At 55.5% G+C, this 16,033-nt stretch carries 17 protein-coding genes and 3 pseudogenes; 8 read left to right on the forward strand and 12 right to left on the reverse strand.

Annotated features, from left to right (window positions below; genetic code table 11):
* The first annotated feature begins 79 nt into the window (after positions 1 to 79).
* Positions 80 to 457, forward strand: coding sequence for a DUF423 domain-containing protein (locus tag HLB35_RS14020; RefSeq protein WP_171703050.1), 378 nt, complete (start codon positions 80 to 82; stop codon positions 455 to 457).
* On the opposite strand, the gene HLB35_RS17930 is transcribed toward HLB35_RS14020, so the two are convergent.
* From HLB35_RS17930 to HLB35_RS14035, 5 genes and pseudogenes are all read right to left on the reverse strand, one after another.
* Positions 444 to 572 (reverse strand): hypothetical protein, encoded by a 129-nt coding sequence (locus tag HLB35_RS17930; RefSeq protein ID WP_268895927.1) that lies wholly within the window; start codon positions 570 to 572, stop codon positions 444 to 446. The genes HLB35_RS14020 and HLB35_RS17930 overlap by 14 nt on opposite strands.
* A complete protein-coding gene (locus HLB35_RS16615; RefSeq protein ID WP_235937229.1) occupies positions 563 to 1,066 on the reverse strand; it encodes a serine hydrolase domain-containing protein in 504 nt (167 codons plus the stop codon). The genes HLB35_RS17930 and HLB35_RS16615 overlap by 10 nt, the downstream gene beginning before the upstream one ends.
* A gap of 20 nt (positions 1,067 to 1,086) precedes the next feature.
* Complete coding sequence (locus HLB35_RS16620; RefSeq protein WP_216601564.1) at positions 1,087 to 1,440, reverse strand: hypothetical protein; 354 nt, start codon at positions 1,438 to 1,440, stop codon at positions 1,087 to 1,089.
* 31 nt (positions 1,441 to 1,471) lie between these two features.
* Positions 1,472 to 1,906, reverse strand: coding sequence for a PaaI family thioesterase (locus HLB35_RS14030; RefSeq protein ID WP_171703051.1), 435 nt, complete (start codon positions 1,904 to 1,906; stop codon positions 1,472 to 1,474).
* Positions 1,907 to 2,057: 151 nt separating this feature from the next.
* A pseudogene (locus tag HLB35_RS14035) lies at positions 2,058 to 4,231 on the reverse strand (malate synthase G).
* A gap of 215 nt (positions 4,232 to 4,446) precedes the next feature.
* On the opposite strand from HLB35_RS14035, the gene HLB35_RS14040 reads away from it, so the two are divergent.
* Entirely contained in the window at positions 4,447 to 5,421 is a 975-nt protein-coding gene (locus HLB35_RS14040) for an alpha/beta hydrolase (RefSeq protein ID WP_171703052.1), read from the forward strand.
* Between the two features lie 99 nt (positions 5,422 to 5,520).
* Positions 5,521 to 6,090, forward strand: a complete 570-nt coding sequence (locus HLB35_RS14045) for an NADPH-dependent FMN reductase (protein ID WP_235937230.1) — start codon at positions 5,521 to 5,523, stop codon at positions 6,088 to 6,090.
* Between the two features lie 89 nt (positions 6,091 to 6,179).
* Here the strand turns inward: HLB35_RS14045 and HLB35_RS14050 are convergent, their stop codons facing one another.
* The 3 genes and pseudogenes from HLB35_RS14050 to HLB35_RS14060 form a co-directional block, all read right to left on the reverse strand.
* The gene (locus tag HLB35_RS14050) at positions 6,180 to 6,440 is read right to left on the reverse strand and encodes a HigA family addiction module antitoxin (RefSeq protein ID WP_171703054.1); all 261 of its coding nucleotides are present in this window, start codon (positions 6,438 to 6,440) and stop codon (positions 6,180 to 6,182) included.
* Between the two features lie 14 nt (positions 6,441 to 6,454).
* Positions 6,455 to 6,718: a type II toxin-antitoxin system RelE/ParE family toxin gene (locus tag HLB35_RS14055; protein ID WP_171703055.1), complete on the reverse strand. Its 264-nt coding sequence runs from the start codon at positions 6,716 to 6,718 to the stop codon at positions 6,455 to 6,457.
* 67 nt (positions 6,719 to 6,785) lie between these two features.
* Positions 6,786 to 7,658, reverse strand: a pseudogene (locus HLB35_RS14060) (YifB family Mg chelatase-like AAA ATPase); the annotation flags it as partial.
* Between the two features lie 64 nt (positions 7,659 to 7,722).
* On the opposite strand from HLB35_RS14060, the gene HLB35_RS14065 reads away from it, so the two are divergent.
* Positions 7,723 to 9,273 carry a recombinase family protein gene (locus HLB35_RS14065; protein ID WP_171703056.1) on the forward strand — a complete coding sequence of 517 codons (1,551 nt, stop codon included), beginning with the start codon at positions 7,723 to 7,725 and terminating at the stop codon, positions 9,271 to 9,273.
* A gap of 1,087 nt (positions 9,274 to 10,360) precedes the next feature.
* On the opposite strand, the gene HLB35_RS14070 is transcribed toward HLB35_RS14065, so the two are convergent.
* Positions 10,361 to 10,930 (reverse strand): recombinase family protein, encoded by a 570-nt coding sequence (locus HLB35_RS14070; protein ID WP_171703057.1) that lies wholly within the window; start codon positions 10,928 to 10,930, stop codon positions 10,361 to 10,363.
* A gap of 223 nt (positions 10,931 to 11,153) precedes the next feature.
* On the opposite strand from HLB35_RS14070, the gene HLB35_RS14075 reads away from it, so the two are divergent.
* Complete coding sequence (locus HLB35_RS14075; protein WP_171703058.1) at positions 11,154 to 11,399, forward strand: hypothetical protein; 246 nt, start codon at positions 11,154 to 11,156, stop codon at positions 11,397 to 11,399.
* A 58-nt stretch (positions 11,400 to 11,457) separates the two neighbouring features.
* On the opposite strand, the pseudogene HLB35_RS14080 reads toward HLB35_RS14075, so the two are convergent.
* A pseudogene (locus HLB35_RS14080) lies at positions 11,458 to 12,113 on the reverse strand (magnesium chelatase domain-containing protein); the annotation flags it as partial.
* 38 nt (positions 12,114 to 12,151) lie between these two features.
* Complete coding sequence (locus HLB35_RS14085) at positions 12,152 to 12,514, reverse strand: accessory factor UbiK family protein (RefSeq protein WP_171703059.1); 363 nt, start codon at positions 12,512 to 12,514, stop codon at positions 12,152 to 12,154.
* 342 nt (positions 12,515 to 12,856) lie between these two features.
* On the opposite strand from HLB35_RS14085, the gene HLB35_RS14090 reads away from it, so the two are divergent.
* The 3 genes from HLB35_RS14090 (at position 12,857) to glnK (ending at position 15,054) form a co-directional block, all read left to right on the forward strand.
* Positions 12,857 to 13,195, forward strand: a complete 339-nt coding sequence (locus HLB35_RS14090; protein ID WP_171703060.1) for a P-II family nitrogen regulator — start codon at positions 12,857 to 12,859, stop codon at positions 13,193 to 13,195.
* 43 nt (positions 13,196 to 13,238) lie between these two features.
* Positions 13,239 to 14,489: an ammonium transporter gene (locus tag HLB35_RS14095; RefSeq protein ID WP_171703061.1), complete on the forward strand. Its 1,251-nt coding sequence runs from the start codon at positions 13,239 to 13,241 to the stop codon at positions 14,487 to 14,489.
* A 226-nt stretch (positions 14,490 to 14,715) separates the two neighbouring features.
* Complete coding sequence (gene glnK, locus HLB35_RS14100; RefSeq protein ID WP_009098335.1) at positions 14,716 to 15,054, forward strand: P-II family nitrogen regulator; 339 nt, start codon at positions 14,716 to 14,718, stop codon at positions 15,052 to 15,054.
* Positions 15,055 to 15,215: 161 nt separating this feature from the next.
* Here the strand turns inward: glnK and HLB35_RS14105 are convergent, their stop codons facing one another.
* A complete protein-coding gene (locus tag HLB35_RS14105; protein ID WP_171703062.1) occupies positions 15,216 to 15,992 on the reverse strand; it encodes a ferredoxin--NADP reductase in 777 nt (258 codons plus the stop codon).
* Positions 15,993 to 16,033: the final 41 nt, after the last annotated feature.

Consider the following 16,033-nt stretch of genomic DNA (forward strand, 5'->3'; position numbering starts at 1 on the left):
GGTTTAGCCGATGTCAGGCAGCCTTAAAAGCGGGTATAAAACCGCCAACCCCTCACATCAGAAAACAGGAGAACGCAGTATGCAGCCAATTAATCGCTGGGCCTGGTGCGGTGTGGCGCTTTCTGGTGCGCTGATGGTCGCACTCGGCGCCTACGCCGCCCACGGCCTGAGTGCCAGGGTCAGCGCTGAGCTGGTCAGCGCCGTGGAAACCGGGGTACGCTACCAGGCCTGGCACACCCTGGCTATCATGGTTGTGCTGGTATGGCGCCATGTGCAGCCGATGGCCGGCCAGCGTTGGGTGATGGCGCTGTGGGCGCTGGGCATGCTGTGCTTCTCCGGCTCGCTGTACCTGATGGCACTGGCAGGGTTGAGCCTTGGCATCGTCACGCCGATAGGCGGTGTGCTCCTGATCAGCGGTTGGCTGACGCTGGGCGTGGTGGCGCTTACGCGAGGCTGACGATCCGCGTCACCAGCGTGCGTAAATCATCGAAAAAGCCGCCGCTGCGGGCGGGTCGTGTCGGGTCTGAGGTGATGGCGATGGAGAGCTGCTTGTCGGGAACCACTACCAGCATCTGGCCGCCATAGCCGCGGGCGTAGGCGGCCTGCTGGCCAGCAAGCGGGTGAGAAACCACCCGTAACCGTATTGATCACCTGAAAAACGTGAGCGACCCCGAGGCTGCCAGGAAGTCTCAATCCAGGTCTTGCTGACAATTTGGCGCCCCTCGACGCGGCCATGATCCAGCACCATATCACCGATATTGGCTAACCCCAGCGGGCTGAGAGCCATTTCATTGCCGCCCATGTAGTAGCCCTGAGGGTCGGCCACCCAAGGTGGAATGGAAATATCCAGCGGGCTGCCAAGCCAGTCGTTGGCCAGCTGGTGCAGGCTTTTGTCGCTGGCTCGGGTGAGGATAGCGCCTAACAGGTGCCAGCTGCCGGTAGAGTAAATGAAACGTCCGCCGGGCTCATCCACCAGCGGCCGGGTCAGCGCATAGTCAATCCAGTCTGAACTGGCTATCCAGGCGCCATAATTAGCGCCCGAGGTGCTTTCAAGGCCGGTCTGCATGCTGAGCAGATGGCCGATGGTCAGGGTGTCGCGGGCATCCCCGACCAGGGGCGGTCGAGCAGCGGCATGATCCGCTGGTCGGGGCTTTGCAGAACCCCTTTGTCGATGGCGATACCGATCAGTAGCGCAAGTAGCGTCTTGGAAACCGATTTGATATTGGCTGGCTGCGTCACGGCTGGGCCGCGAAACGCCTCAGCCAACACGGGCTCTCCCTGGCGGCGAATCACCAGGGCATGAAGCTGTTCCAGGCGCCGGGCCTGATCAGCGACCTTGCCCAGGGTGTTATCCTGCGCCCACCCTTGATTATTCAGCCAGGGCAAGGCCAGCAGGGCGGCACCGCCCCCTAGAAGTTGTCGTCGCGTCAGCTTGGCCATGTCGTCACTCCCGGTTGGATGCTGTGGTCAGTCAGACAGCTTGTTCCCGTGAAGGTTTGTCTGGCAGCGCATAGCTCGCTGTAATGTGGGCGACGGGCCGAGTGTCATCGCTGACCGAGAAAATCTGCACTTCACCGACGGCCAGGCGGCGGCCAAGCTTGATCAGACGGGCGTGGGCCACAATGTCATGTTCGCCGGAGGCTGCGCGCAGGAAGTGGCAGTTCAAATCACTGGTCACTGCCATGGGCTCAGGGCCGATCTGGGCGAGGATGGCTACGTAGAGCGCCACATCGGCAAACCCCATCATGGTCGGCCCGGATACCCGTGGGCCAGGGCGCAGATGCTGATCATCAATGGCCAGGCGCAGGGTCGCGCACATGTCACCGACGCTTTCAGTGCGCCCCATGCGCTGTGGAAACACCTCATCCAGAAACGCTTCTATCTGCTCGGCAGTCATCACGGTCATTATTGTTTTCCTTGGGTGATCAATCATCATGGGAAGGTGTTGAATCTTTAAAAGCAGTTAACGTCAACGTCATCCAAGCATAAATAAAAACGCCCCAAGGTGCGAGCCTGGGGCGTTGAGATCAGTGGCGTTTTGGCCAGGCTGTCAGGGCTTACTTGGCTTTGTGTACCTGGCGCCATTCATGCAGCAACGGCTCCGTGTAGCCAGACGGCTGGACCAGACCCTTGAAGATCAGGTCTGAGGCGGCCTTGAATGCGGTGGATTCCGCAAAGTCAGCGCTCATGGCGGTGTAGGTCGGGTCACCGGCATTCTGCTCATCCACCACCTTGGCCATGCGCTTCAGGGTTTCTTCAACCCGCGGCCCATCGACAATACCATGGTGCAGCCAGTTGGCGATGTGCTGGCTGGAAATACGCAGAGTCGCGCGGTCTTCCATCAGGCCAACGTTGTGGATATCCGGCACTTTTGAGCAGCCAACGCCATGTTCTACCCAGCGCACTACATAGCCCAGGATACCCTGGCAGTTGTTGTCCAGTTCCTGCTGGATTTCCTCGTCTGACCAGTTGGGGTTTTCGGCCACCGGTACGGTCAGCAGGTCGTCCAGGTAATCCGGCTCGCCCTGGGCTTCCAGCTCGCGCTGGATATCAGTGACGTTAACCTGATGATAATGCAGGGCATGCAGGGTGGCCGCTGTGGGGGAGGGAACCCAGGCGGTGTTGGCACCGGCCTTGGGGTGGCCGATTTTCTGCTCCAGCATGTTGTGCATCAGATCCGGCATGGCCCACATGCCCTTGCCGATCTGGGCGCGGCCACGTAGGCCGCAGGCCAAGCCGACCTGAACGTTGTTCTTCTCGTAGGCCTGAATCCAGGCGGCACCTTTCATATCACCCTTGCGCACCATGGGGCCAGCCTGCATGGCGGTGTGCATTTCGTCACCGGTACGATCGAGGAAGCCGGTGTTGATAAACACCACCCGAGACGCCGCCTGTGCAATACAGGCTTTCAGGTTAACCGTGGTACGCCGCTCTTCATCCATGATACCCATCTTGAGGGTGTCACGGCTCATGCCGAGGATGTCTTCTACGCGGCCAAACAGTTCATTGGCAAAGGCCACTTCTTCCGGGCCGTGCATCTTGGGCTTGACGATGTAGACCGAGCCGCTGCGCGAGTTGCGCGGCTGGTCAGCGCCTTTTTCAGGTCATGCAGGGCCAGCAGCGAGGTCATTACTGCATCCAGAATACCTTCCGGCAGCTCATTGCCGTCGGCATCCAGAATCGCCGGTGTGGTCATCAAATGGCCCACGTTACGCACAAACATCAGCGAACGGCCGGGCAGCGTGACGGTGTTGCCATCGGTGGTCTGCCAGCTGCGGTCGGCATGCAGATCGCGGGTAAAGGTCTTGCCACCTTTCTCGATCTTTTCCTGCAGGTCACCCTTCATCAGGCCAAGCCAGTTGGTGTAAACACCGACCTTGTCTTCAGAATCCACGGCGGCGACCGAGTCTTCGCAATCCATGATGGTGGTCAGGGCAGCTTCAACCACGACATCCTTGACATGGGCGGGGTCGGTCTTGCCGATGGGGTGCTCAGCGTCGATCTGGATTTCTACATGCAGGCCGTTGTTGGCCAGCAGGATGGCATCAGGCTTGGCAGCATCGCCGGTGAAGCCGATCAGCTTGCCTGCATCCTTGAGGCCGGTTTCGCGACCGCCTTCAAGGGTGACCACCAGATGCTCATCACGGATGGCATACTTGACGGCATCGCGGTGTGAACCGGTGGCCAGGGGAGCGGCACGGTCAAGCACGCCGCGCGCGTAGGCAATTACCTTGGCGCCACGCTTGGGATTGAAGCTGGTGCCTTTTTCGGCGCCATCGTCTTCAGAAATGACGTCGGTGCCGTAAAGAGCATCATAAAGGCTGCCCCAGCGAGCGTTGGCGGCATTCAGGGCATAGCGGGCGTTGCTGACCGGCACGACCAGCTGCGGGCCTGCCTGAACGGCAATTTCACAGTCAACATTGGCGGTCGTGGTTTTGACATTGGCTGGCGCCTGGGCCAGGTAACCGATTTTCTTCAGGAAGCTGCGGTAAGCGGGCATATCGCTCACCGGGCCTGGGTTTTCACGGTGCCAGGCATCGAGTTTTTCCTGAAGTGCATCGCGCTTTTCGAGCAATGCACGGTTTTTGGGGGTCAGATCATGGAAGAGGGCATCCACGCCTGCCCAGAAGGCATCGGCATCGACGCCCGTGCCCGGCAGGGCCTGCTCATTGATGAAACGGTCCAGGTCAGCGGCCACCTGTAAACGGTGATGCGTGATACGCTCGCTCATGGAAATTCTCCTGTCTGTCAGGTAAGCGCGGCGAGCAGAAAGCAAACGCTGGCCACGCAGGTCAATAGGATTTTGAGTAACATACTACAATTTTGGAAAATAATTCCATAAATGCGCTGTCGTGTAAACAGCATAGCCGTTAAAGCCCTGTCATGCTCGACCAAAAGATTATATTTTCATGTTAGACCCGCAGCGGCTCGGCAAGGAGAGTGAGCATGCACTTAGAGGATTTTCAACATCTTGCAGGGATTTTCTCCGGCTCACCGGATGAAGCCTCGCTCAAGCCCTTGCATCCGGGCAGTGCCTTGGCCCAGGCGCTTGAGGACTACTTCGCCCACTACGGGCTGGAAACCTTGCTGGCCGATACCAGCCTGGTTCACGCCGGTTTTATCGATGCTGGGCACTTTTCTCTCTGGTGCCAGGTGTGGAGCCCGCCCGAACCTTCGGGTACGGCCTTTGTGGTTCACGGTTATTTTGACCATCTAGGGCTTTATCGCCATCTGCTTGAACGCCTGCTGGCAAAAAACTGGCGAGTAGTGCTGTGGGATCTGCCGGGTCATGGGCTTTCCAGCGGCCCCAGGGCAGCGATTGATGACTTCAAGGAGTATCAGTATTGTCTGAGCGCCTTACAAGCTCGGCTGCAGGCAGAATCCTTGGCGCCAGTGCCCTGGCTAGGTATCGGCCAAAGCACAGGTGCGGCGATTCTGGCCACCGATGCGCTCACCCACGGCAACTCGTCGCCTTGGGCTGGCCTGGTGCTGTTGGCGCCGTTGGTAAGGCCCTGGGGATGGACGCAGTCCAGCTGGGTGCATCGTGTGGTCAGCCCCTTTATCAAGGAGATCCCGCGTAAATATCGTGCCAACTCAACCGATGAGGCCTTTGCGCTTTTCCTGCGTGAACAAGACCCGCTGCAACCTGACAAGATCAACGTTGGCTGGGTCAGCGCCATGCGCCGCTGGATGCCACAGCTGTTGGCCTATCCGCCGGTCTCGGTGCCTACGCTGATTCTGCAGGGCGAACAGGATCTCACGGTCGACTGGGAGTGGAATTTGACGGTACTGGCGGAAAAATTTCCCCAGGCGGAGATTCATCGCCACCCGGAGGCGCGCCACCATTTGGTCAATGAGGCAGAGCCGATTCGCCATGAACTGTTTGAGCGGCTGGATCGCTTTATCGATCAGTTAAGCTGAAAGGATGTTAACAGAAGTTATATTTGCTACCTTGGGTATCGTTTCCATGTATAACTTTTTTACTTTCCTCTGAACGCTGAACATCAAAAGGAGATGCACATGGCTAAAAAAATACTGGTATTTGCAGGCAGCGCACGCACAGGTTCGCTTAACAAGTGCTTTGCTCAACTGGCGGCCAAGCGCATTGAGGCATTGGGCGGTGAAGCAACCTTTATCGATCTGAAGGATTACCCTTGCCCTTTGTTTGATGAAGATATTGAAGCGCAGGGTATGCCGGAAAACGTGGTCAAACTGCGTGAGATGCTGGCTGAACACGATGGTTTGGTCATTTCTTCCCCTGAGTACAATGGCTTTATCACGCCACTGCTGAAAAACACTCTGGATTGGCTGTCGCGCCCTGATGACAACACGCCGGGGCTTGCCCTGTTTGCTGGCAAACCAGCCGGTCTGCTGGGTGCCTCACCGGGTGGCCTGGGCGGCATTCGCGCCATGGCCGGTGTTCAGCAACTGATGCATAACCTCAATTTGGTAGTTATTCCACCAGCCATGACGCTGCCCGGCGCAGGCAATGCCTTCGACGATAACGGCGCGTTCAAGGAGTCGGCACAGGCCGAACAGCTTGATGCCCTTTGCCAGCGGGTGATCGAGGCGGTCAACGCGCTGCGCTAAACCTTTACCCTCCCCTTCAATAACCTATCGACAACAAACCATCCAGCTAGCGGTCGCCAATGGCTTCAGTCAAGTGTAGCTGGGTGGGTTTAGGCCACTAGATGGCGACGAGCTTCTTCCAGATCGTAGGCATTTTGCAAGCGTAGCCAATAGCCTTCGCTAGTGCCAAGAACACGCGCCAAGCGTAAATCAGTGTCAGCGGTAATCGCGCGACGACCCAGTGTGACCTCACCGATACGCGTGGCGGGCACGCCCATTTTGCTGGCTAATGCATTTTTACTCAGCCCCATGGGCTGCATAAAATCTTCATATAAAATTTCGCCAGGATGGATGTTAGGCAGTTTGGCCATGGTCGGTCTCCTGTTCAGTGATAATCAATAATTTCGACATCATAAGCATCGCCGTTACTGAAACAAAAGCACAAACGCCATTGGTCATTGATGCGGATGCTATATTGACCTTCGCGATCGCCAGACAATGACTCCAAGCGATTGCCGGGCGGAATACGCAGATCATCAAGCTGGCGTAATTTTTTCAGCGCATTGCGTTGCATAGTATGTGGCAGCTTGCGCGATACATTCCCTTCAGCGATCAATGCTGTTTGACGATCCTTGAAGCTTTTAATCATGCCTTTTCCCTGATGGCATCACTTTGATAAGTATAACGCTTGGCGTTATATCATGCTATTTTCCATTTCATCCTCCCTTCAACAACCTATCCAACTGGCGGTAGCCGATGGCTTCGATCAGGTGCGGTTGGGTGGGTTTGGGTTCTCCTTGCAGATCCGCCAGGGTTAGTGCGACTCGCAGTACCCGATGGTAGGCGCGGGCGGAGAGCTTGAGCTTCTCCAGCACACCAGCCAGCCAGGCGCGTTCTTCATCGTTGAGGTCGCAGGCGGCTTCCAAAGCCTTACCGCTGAGCTGGCTGTTGAGCGCGCCTCTTGCCATCTGGCGTTCACGGGCGGCCATTACCCGTTGGCGCACCGCGGCGGAGGGTTCCCCTTCGGTCTGGGCAGTGAGCTGCTCCGGCGGAAGGGCGGGGACTTCTACCTGAAGGTCGATACGATCCAAAAGCGGGCCTGAAAGCCGCGCCTGATAGCGCTGGATCTGTGAGGCGGTGCACTGGCAGCGCTGGCGCGGGTCACCCAAATGCCCGCAGGGGCAAGGGTTCATGGCGGCAACCAATTGAAACTGGGCAGGATATCGGCGTTCATGGTTGGCGCGGGACAGATGTATTTCCCCAGTTTCCAGTGGCTGACGAAGTACCTCCAGCACATGGCGGGAAAACTCCGGCAGCTCATCAAGAAACAGCACGCCCTTGTGGGCGAGGGAAATTTCGCCGGGCTTGGGTTTTGAGCCACCGCCGACCAGGGCCGCCGCGCTGGCGCTATGATGCGGTTGGCGGAACGGGCGTTGCCCCCAATGTTCATCCAGCGCCATGCCGCAGACGGAGCGTACCGCCGCCACGGCCAGGGCATCGTCGTCGGAAAGCGGGGGCAGAATGCCGGGCAGGCGGCTGGCCAGCATGGTCTTGCCAGTGCCGGGTGGGCCAGCAAACAACAGGTTGTGTTATTAAAGACCCACAAGCTATGCTGGCGCTTCTAAACGGATACAGACAGTGAGAGCCAGAGACATGGAGAACCAGCAGCAAAGGCCAAAGGCGTACAGCTACCTTCGTTTCTCTACCCCTGAACAGATGCGGGGCGATAGCAACCGAAGGCAGTCACATCTAGCCCAAGAGTACGCAGAGCGGCACGGGCTGGAGCTGGATGAACACAGTTTTGAGGACTTCGGCATCTCTGCTTACCAAGGACGAAACCAAGAGACCGGATCTCTACGCTTGTTTATGAGGGCTGTAGAAGATGGAGCAATCCCATCTGGCTCTTACCTATTGGTTGAGTCTCTGGACAGGATTTCCCGGCAGTCTGCTAGGAAGGCATCTAGCCTGCTAGGCGACATCTGCGACATGGGAATAACGGTAGTCACCCTGTTCGATGGCAAGGCTTACGATGCCAACAGCCTAGACAGTGACCCTGTGGCCTTCATCATGGCTATCCTGATCTTTCAGCGTGCGCATGAAGAGTCGGCAACCAAGGCTTACCGCCTTCGTTCTGTCTGGCAAGAGAAGCGAAAGAAAATAGCATCTGGAGAGCCTGTCCGGCTGACATCTCGCGGCCCTCAATGGCTCCGGCCTGCTGGAGATGGAGTTTCCTTTGAGATCATTCCAGAAAGGGGAGAGGTAGTCCGCCGGATCTATAAGATGGCGCTAGATGGAGTAGGCAAGAAATCAATCTCTGAGACCCTGAACACAGAGGGAGTCCAAGTATTTGGGCGAGGCCAATACTGGCACACTAGCTACATAAACAAGATTCTGAATAACCCAGCGACTTATGGCACCTTAACACCCTTCACCAGCAGGCCAGAGAGGAAGACTGACAGGGAAGCCTGTGATCCTATTGAGGGCTATTACCCTGCTGTCATCGACAAGGAGACCTATGAGGATTTCCAAGCCCTGCAATCCAGCAAGGCACCAAGGAGAGGTAGGCACTCCAAGAGCCAAGTAGAGAATGTACTGGGCGGCCTGTCCGTCTGCCCACTATGTGCCAGCACCATGGCTAGGGTGACTAAGAATAAGGCGAAAGGTTGGGTTTACCTTGTCTGCCAGAGAGCAAAGCAGGGAGCAGGCTGTAAGTACAATGCTGTTCGCTATGACCGTGTTGAGCCAATGATTTACAGCAAGATAAACAGGCTAATTGATGCCTGTCCTTCTGGTGATGACTCGCTTGATGCACAGATAGAAGATGCAAAGCTGGAGCTAAAGCTGAAAGAGAAAAGCATTGATAGGATGCTGGAAGTGATAGAGCAAGGAGAGATGCCACCTAATGCCAAGGGTATACCCTTCTTGCAGGATAGGCTTGCTAAGCGTAGATCGGAGCTAGATGAACTCAAGGCGAGCATTGCTGACTTGTACCAGCAGCGGAGCATGCTAGGCACTGAGCTAGCAAGACATCGTGCAGAGAGCCTAAGAACTGTTGTGCTAAATACCCCAGAGGACAAGACGCTTATCAATACCAAGATGCGAGAATGCTTCTCCAGGGTGGTAGTTGATTTCGAGTCTACTAAGTTGGTATTCCACTGGAAGCAAGGAGGCTGGACTTCCTTGAGGTACAAGGCTAGTAAGTGACAGCAAGGGTGGGCTGGCTAGGATAGATGCCAAGGGATGCAGGCCAACTAGCAAGACCGACTAGCAATGCCCCCCTTTGCTTTCATTGAGCCTAGGGCAACGGGGAAGAGAGTACATTCAGAAAGCGAAGATACCTACACAGGATTTCTTACAGGATTTTGCACCTTGCATCTGTTCGCCTGCATCTGTTCCTGCCCTGCTGGCGCTGATAGCCTGCCCGTCTACCTCCTGTGCTGCCCTCTGCTTGGCGACCAGCCCTTGACCCGTACCGTACTGCTATGCCCTGCATCGTCTGATAGAGCCAGACAGGGCCATCTGAGAGGCATAGGGCCGAAAGGGAGTTGTTGAGAACAGCTCGCACTTATGCGCCAGCAAAGCCTAGGATAGCGCCAGCAAGCCCGCCTGTACGTGAAATCCACAGGGCTATGCCCCTGCGAGTCCTGTACTTTTCAAGGGGAGCCGCCTTCCTGGGGCACCAGACAGGGCACCTGATCCCAGGCAGGGCTATAGAAGGCCGTACAGGCTCACTGCTGAGCGATTTTGACTTTACCTGACGTACCGTACTGCTGACGCTCAGAACGCCTTAGACGGACGCATACAGCATGTACAGGACATTTCAGCATGATGGGAGTTATTCTCATCTAGGCGAAAAATAGCCCTACAGATGCAGGGCCTATAGGCTTGGCTGCGAAAGTAGGGCAGATACTTCTGGTATATTCTAATCAATGCTTTAAGTAATGCCTATTGTTGGCACGGTTCTTGCTAAAAGACCCCTGGGCATCCTGGGCATCCTGGGCATCCTAGTAGCTTTAGCACCTTTTACCTTTTCGATTTTATCGAAATGGATGCTTCGCATTCACTGGGCAGCCTTGGGTTTTCTGGACTTCCTGGGCTTCCTCTCTTTTAGTGTCAGTTATGCACTAGGAACCTGGGAATTGCCTTTTCTAATAAAGAAAAGGTAAAAAGGTGCTAAAGAGTCTGGGGTTCCCTTGGCGTAAACCTGCATCGCCTAGATCTCCAGCACAGGGCTGTTTGAGAGGAACTAGGGCTATCCCTTGCCCTAGTGCTGCAAGCCCTTGTATACCCCCTAGCTGGCCTGCTTGATTGCCTGACAGGCTCGCTTGACCGATGCCGAAGAGATACCGAAGTGCATAGCTGTCGCCTTGATGCTGGCGCTGTTCTCCTGACGCCACAGAGCTACCTCGCTGTCATTGATGATCTTCTCTCTACCGAGAGCCTTCCCCTCCGCCTTGGCTCTCTTGATGCCCTGCATCTGACGCTCCTTGATGTTGGAACGCTCTAGCTCTGCCATAGCAGACAGCATAGTTAGCATAGCCTTGCCCATTGGTGTACTCATGTCGAAGCCTTCACGGAGAGACAGGACAGCCACTCCCTTAGAACCAAGAGCCTCGACGGTCTCCAGAACGTCAATGGTGTTACGGCCTAGTCGGTCGATGGCGTACACGATGACGGTATCTCCCTCTCTGACATAGCCCAGTAGCTCACTAAGTCCCTTTCTATCCTTGGCCTTGATGGCCCCTGAGGTGGCTTCATCGCAGAACCAACGGTCTACCTTATGACGTTCCTCGATACAGACACGCTGGGTTCCAGTTGATTGTTCTTCTGTGCTAACCCTGACATAAGCAATGCTAGCCATGATTTCTTTCTCCTAGGTGGCTCGATAGACATGGCTCATAATATAAGGAGTGGCTCAAAATAAGCCAACAGTAATGATCCACTCTGAGCGCCAGCTAGTTGCATGGCTCGCAAGGTACACCTTGTGAGCCACCTTGAGTGAGGAAGCTAGGTCGACACAGCCCCTTGTTTATTGTACAAAGCATCGCGCCATAACGTTCATCTACATAAGTGGAAGAAGATAAATGTCTTTAAATAATAGCTCAATCAAGAACATCTTGGATTCAATGGCTGGTGGTGTGTTTATGGCACTGCTGATCTTTCAACTACCATTATCAATTTATGGCTTCATGTTCATGTTTGATTGGGAGTGGTGGAAAGCGGGCATCGCAGCAGTTGTAATGACTGGCATTCCATTAGTGAACATTTTTGGAACTATTGGTATGAGCCTTGTCGGTGTCTACGGCATCTTAGTAATGCTGTTTGGCTAGGAGAGCTTTAATTAACTCTATGATATAAATATGTTTTATTAATAGGTCTCCAAAACCATGATAGCAATAGGTTGTGGCCCCCAGCAGCAGCGACTTCCAGGGCGCGACGGGCCTGCTGCTGGCCACGTACATCCGCCAGATCGGCGATGGGCGCCTTGGCCATGGGCGGCTTTGCCAGGCGGTGTGGCTGGATGGGGGTTTGGCCGAGTAAGTGAGCGACCACTTCCCAGAGTGAGTCGGCGGGCAGTACCTTGAGCGATTCGCCGGCCAGGGCCGCTTCATCGGCGCAGGTGCGCGGCACAATCAGAATGTTGCCAGCAGCCTTGGTGGCCAGGGCAAAGGCAGTACGCCGGGTACGGCGCGCAGTTTGCCATCCAGCGCCAGCTCCCCGGTGCATTCCATGCCTTCCAGCGCTTCAACCGGAATCTGGCCGGAGGCCGCGAGAATGCCCAGAGCAATAGGCAGGTCAAAGCGGCCACCTTCCTTGGGCAGGTCGGCGGGCGCGAGGTTCAGGGTGATCCGCCGGGTGTTGGGAAAATCAAAGCCTGCGTTGACCAGGGCACTACGTACCCGTTCGCGGCTTTCCTTGACGGCGGCTTCCGGCAATCCCACCAATGTCAGCCCCGGCAGGCCATTGGCAAGATGAACCTCAACGTGCACCGGTGGGGCTTCCAGCCCCAGCCCGGCCCGAGTGGCGACAATCGCTAGTGTCATGGCGTTCCCTCGCTCTATGTTAGTTCATGCAGCCTATATCACTGATCATCACCTTCACGACGAGCGTTGGTTTCAGGTGCTGCATCGGAAAGCGCTTCATCAGTTTCAACCGAGGCTGATGAAGCCGTTGTATCTTCCGACGATGTGGCTTGCTCATCATTATCCAGTGCGGCTTCAAGCGCGGCGACCTGGCTTTCCAGGGCTTCGACGCGGGCACGGGTGCGTTGCAGCACATCCATCAGGATATCGAAATCTTCCCGTGACACCAGCTCCAGGCGGTCAAAGGCGCCGCGTACCACCTGCTGGACACCTTTCTGAATATCTTCCGGGGCTTGCGAGGCATTCTGCAGGCGCTCGCCGATCTGTTGTGCCAGTTGGCCGATACGGTCATGGGGCATCATGATTTTTCTCCTTTCGAGTGGACTATCCCAAGGATACGCAACACAGCGCCAACGCGCATGTGTCATAGCCCTTTTGATTAAAAAAATCCTGGCCCGCTGTATGAATTGAAATGATGCAGTGCCGTAAATTGGGCGCTCTTTTTTGGTGCATGTTCAGTATTGACGGCTGGCAGAGTGCGCCCTGATAGCACATGAAAATTTGAATCACCGTAATAACTTTCTGTATTTAAAAATAAAAATATCAAGTTGGCACGTTATACGCATTGTAGAGGGCAAGCACCTGGTTCGGGCAGCGGCTGCTGCTTGCGCCAACCTCTGTTAACGACGCAAGGGAGATCCGGGATGAAGCTCATCACCGCCATCATCAAACCGTTCAAGCTCGACGACGTGCGTGAAGCGTTGGCTGATAACGGTGTTCAAGGCATTACCGTGACTGAAGTCAAAGGCTTTGGCCGTCAGAAGGGACATACAGAGCTTTACCGTGGCGCTGAGTATGTCGTCGATTTTCTACCCAAGGTAAAAGTGGAAGTCGCCGTCGATGATTCGCGTCTGGAAAGTGTGCTGGACGCCATTTGCAGTGCCGCGAACAGCGGCAAGATCGGTGACGGCAAGGTGTTCGTAACACCGCTGGACGATGTAATCCGTATCCGTACCGGTGAGCGTGGTGGCGACGCAGTATAACCCCGCTTTCACCCCTTGATTCTAGCCTGATGGAGACTGTCCGATGAACGAGTTCGCAGAGCTGAGTTACGCGCTCGATACTTTCTACTTTCTGATATGCGGTATCCTGGTCATGTGGATGGCCGCCGGGTTCTCAATGCTGGAAGCCGGTCTTGTCCGTTCCAAGAACACCGCTGAAATCCTGACCAAAAACATTGCCCTGTTTGCGATTGCCTGCACCATGTACCTGCTGGTGGGCTACTACCTGATGTATTCAAGTGCCGAAGGCGGTTTCATCCCTAATCTGGGTTTCCTGATTGGTGATGAAAACAGCGCAGCGGCCGTGACGGCTGGCGGCGATGATGCACCCTATTATTCCATGCGCTCCGACTTCTTCTTCCAGGTGGTCTTTGTGGCGACGGCCATGTCGATTGTTTCGGGCGCCGTGGCAGAGCGTATGAAACTGTGGGCTTTCCTGGCCTTTGCCGTTGTGATGACTGCAGTGATCTACCCGGTTTCCGGTTACTGGACCTGGGGCGGTGGCTGGATCAGCGCTATCGGCTTCTCTGATTACGCGGGTTCCGGCATTGTTCACATGGCTGGTGCAGCAGCGGCACTGGCGGGTGTTCTGGTACTTGGCCCACGTAAGGGTAAGTACGGCAAGGATGGCTCCATCCGTGCGATTCCAGGCGCCAACCTGCCGCTGGCCACGCTGGGTACCTTTATCCTGTGGATGGGCTGGTTTGGTTTCAACGGCGGTTCTGAATTGAAAATGTCAGACGTCGGCTCTGCCAATGCGGTCGCACAGGTCATGGTGAATACCAATGCAGCGGCGGCTGGTGGTGTGATTGCAGCCCTGATCCTGGCCAAGCTGTGGTTCCGCAAGGCGGATTTGACCATGGCACTTAACGGTGGCCTGGCGGGTCTGGTAGCGATTACCGCAGGGCCTTCTGCCCCTACTGCGCTGGGCGCCATGCTGATCGGTGTTGTCGGTGGCCTGCTGGTAGTCGTCTCTATCGTGATGCTCGACAAGCTGAAGCTGGATGATCCCGTTGGTGCGATCTCAGTACACGGTGTGGTCGGTATCTGGGGCTGCTTGGCAGTGCCACTGACCAATGCCGATGCCACCTTCGGTGCGCAGATCATCGGTATGGCCGGTATCTTTGCCTGGGTCTTCATTGCCAGCCTGATTGTCTGGCTGATTCTCAAGGCGGTGATGGGTATTCGTGTCACCGAAGAGGAAGAATACGAAGGCGTCGATATTGCTGAATGTGGTATGGAAGCCTATCCGGAGTTCAGTGCTTCCAACAAATAAGCGATGCCATGTAAAAAGTGACGTACTCCTCTTGGCCTCCCATTACGGGAGGCTTTTTTGTTCCAATAAACGCATCTGGTTCCAATCAGCTTTTCATTATCGGGGGTGGCGGTGTATGCTAAAGGGCATCGATTGAGATCGTCTCTGCTGACCATGGCGTACGCACACACCATGAGCAGACGGCGCTAAACGTTTTCAAACCCTATTTTATTCAGAGGACGACGCCATGAAACTGATTTCTGCCATTATCAAGCCGTTCAAGCTTGATGACGTGCGCGAATCGCTCTCCGATATCGGTGTGCAAGGCATTACCGTGACAGAAGTGAAAGGTTTTGGCCGCCAGAAGGGGCACACCGAGCTGTACCGGGGTGCCGAGTATGTGGTGGATTTTCTACCCAAGGTAAAACTTGAGGTGGCCGTGGATGACGATATGGCCGAGCAGGTGATTGATGCCATTACCCAGGTGGCCAATACCGGCAAGATTGGCGATGGCAAGATTTTTGTCATGCCGCTTGAGCAGGTGATCCGCATTCGCACCGGCGAAACCGGCAAAGACGCGGTTTAGGTTTGTTAACTGTGAATGGTGAATGGTGAATGGTAAGTAAAAAGCAGTAAGTTGTTGAACTGTGGCCAGTAACCAGCAAAAAGCCCCTGTGGATTATCTCCAGCAGGGGCTTTGTATTAGTGATGCAGTGATTATAGCGACCAGAATTTTCTACTCACGACTCACTTCTCAACAAACGCCCGTTCAATTACATAGTCGCCCGGCTCACCCATACGCGGTGAGATATTCAGGCCCAGCTCATCCAGCAGAGCGCTGGTGTCATCCAGCATGGCGGGGCTGCCGCAGATCATGGCGCGGTCCTGGCGCGGGTCAATCGCCGGCAAGCCAGTGTCGTCGAACAATTTTCCAGTGCGGATATGATCGGTCAGGCGCCCCATGGTGTGGAACTCTTCACGGGTAACTGTTGGGTAATACACCAGTTTTTCAGCAATTTCTTCGCCCAGATATTCGTGGGCGGGCATGTCCTGGGTGATAAAGTCAGCGTAGGCCAGCTCAGACGTCTCGCGCACGCCGTGTACCAGTACGACCTTTTCAAAACGCTCATAGACTTCCGGGTCAAGAATCAGGCTCATAAAGGGCGCAAGGCCCGTTCCGGTTGAAAGCAGGTAAAGGTTGCGTCCAGGTAGCAAATCATCAGTGACCAGGGTGCCGGTGGGCTTACGGCTAACCATGATCTTGTCACCAACTTCCAGATGCTGCAGACGCGAGGTCAGCGGGCCATCCGGCACCTTAATGCTGAAAAACTCCAAGTGATCCTCATAGTTGGGGCTGGCAATCGAGTAAGCACGCATCAGAGGTTTGCCGTCCACTTCCAGGCCAATCATCACAAACTGGCCGTTTTTGAAGCGCAGGCTGCGCTCTCTTGTGGTGCGAAAGCTGAATAAGGTGTCGTTCCAGTGGTGAACGCTGAGAACTTCTTCGTGGGCAAACTTGCTCATGGTGTCTCCGATAAGGCGTTAAAAAAAAGCGTTTTTATTCA

The organism is Vreelandella azerica (assembly GCF_013112225.1).
Lineage (GTDB): Bacteria > Pseudomonadota > Gammaproteobacteria > Pseudomonadales > Halomonadaceae > Vreelandella > Vreelandella azerica.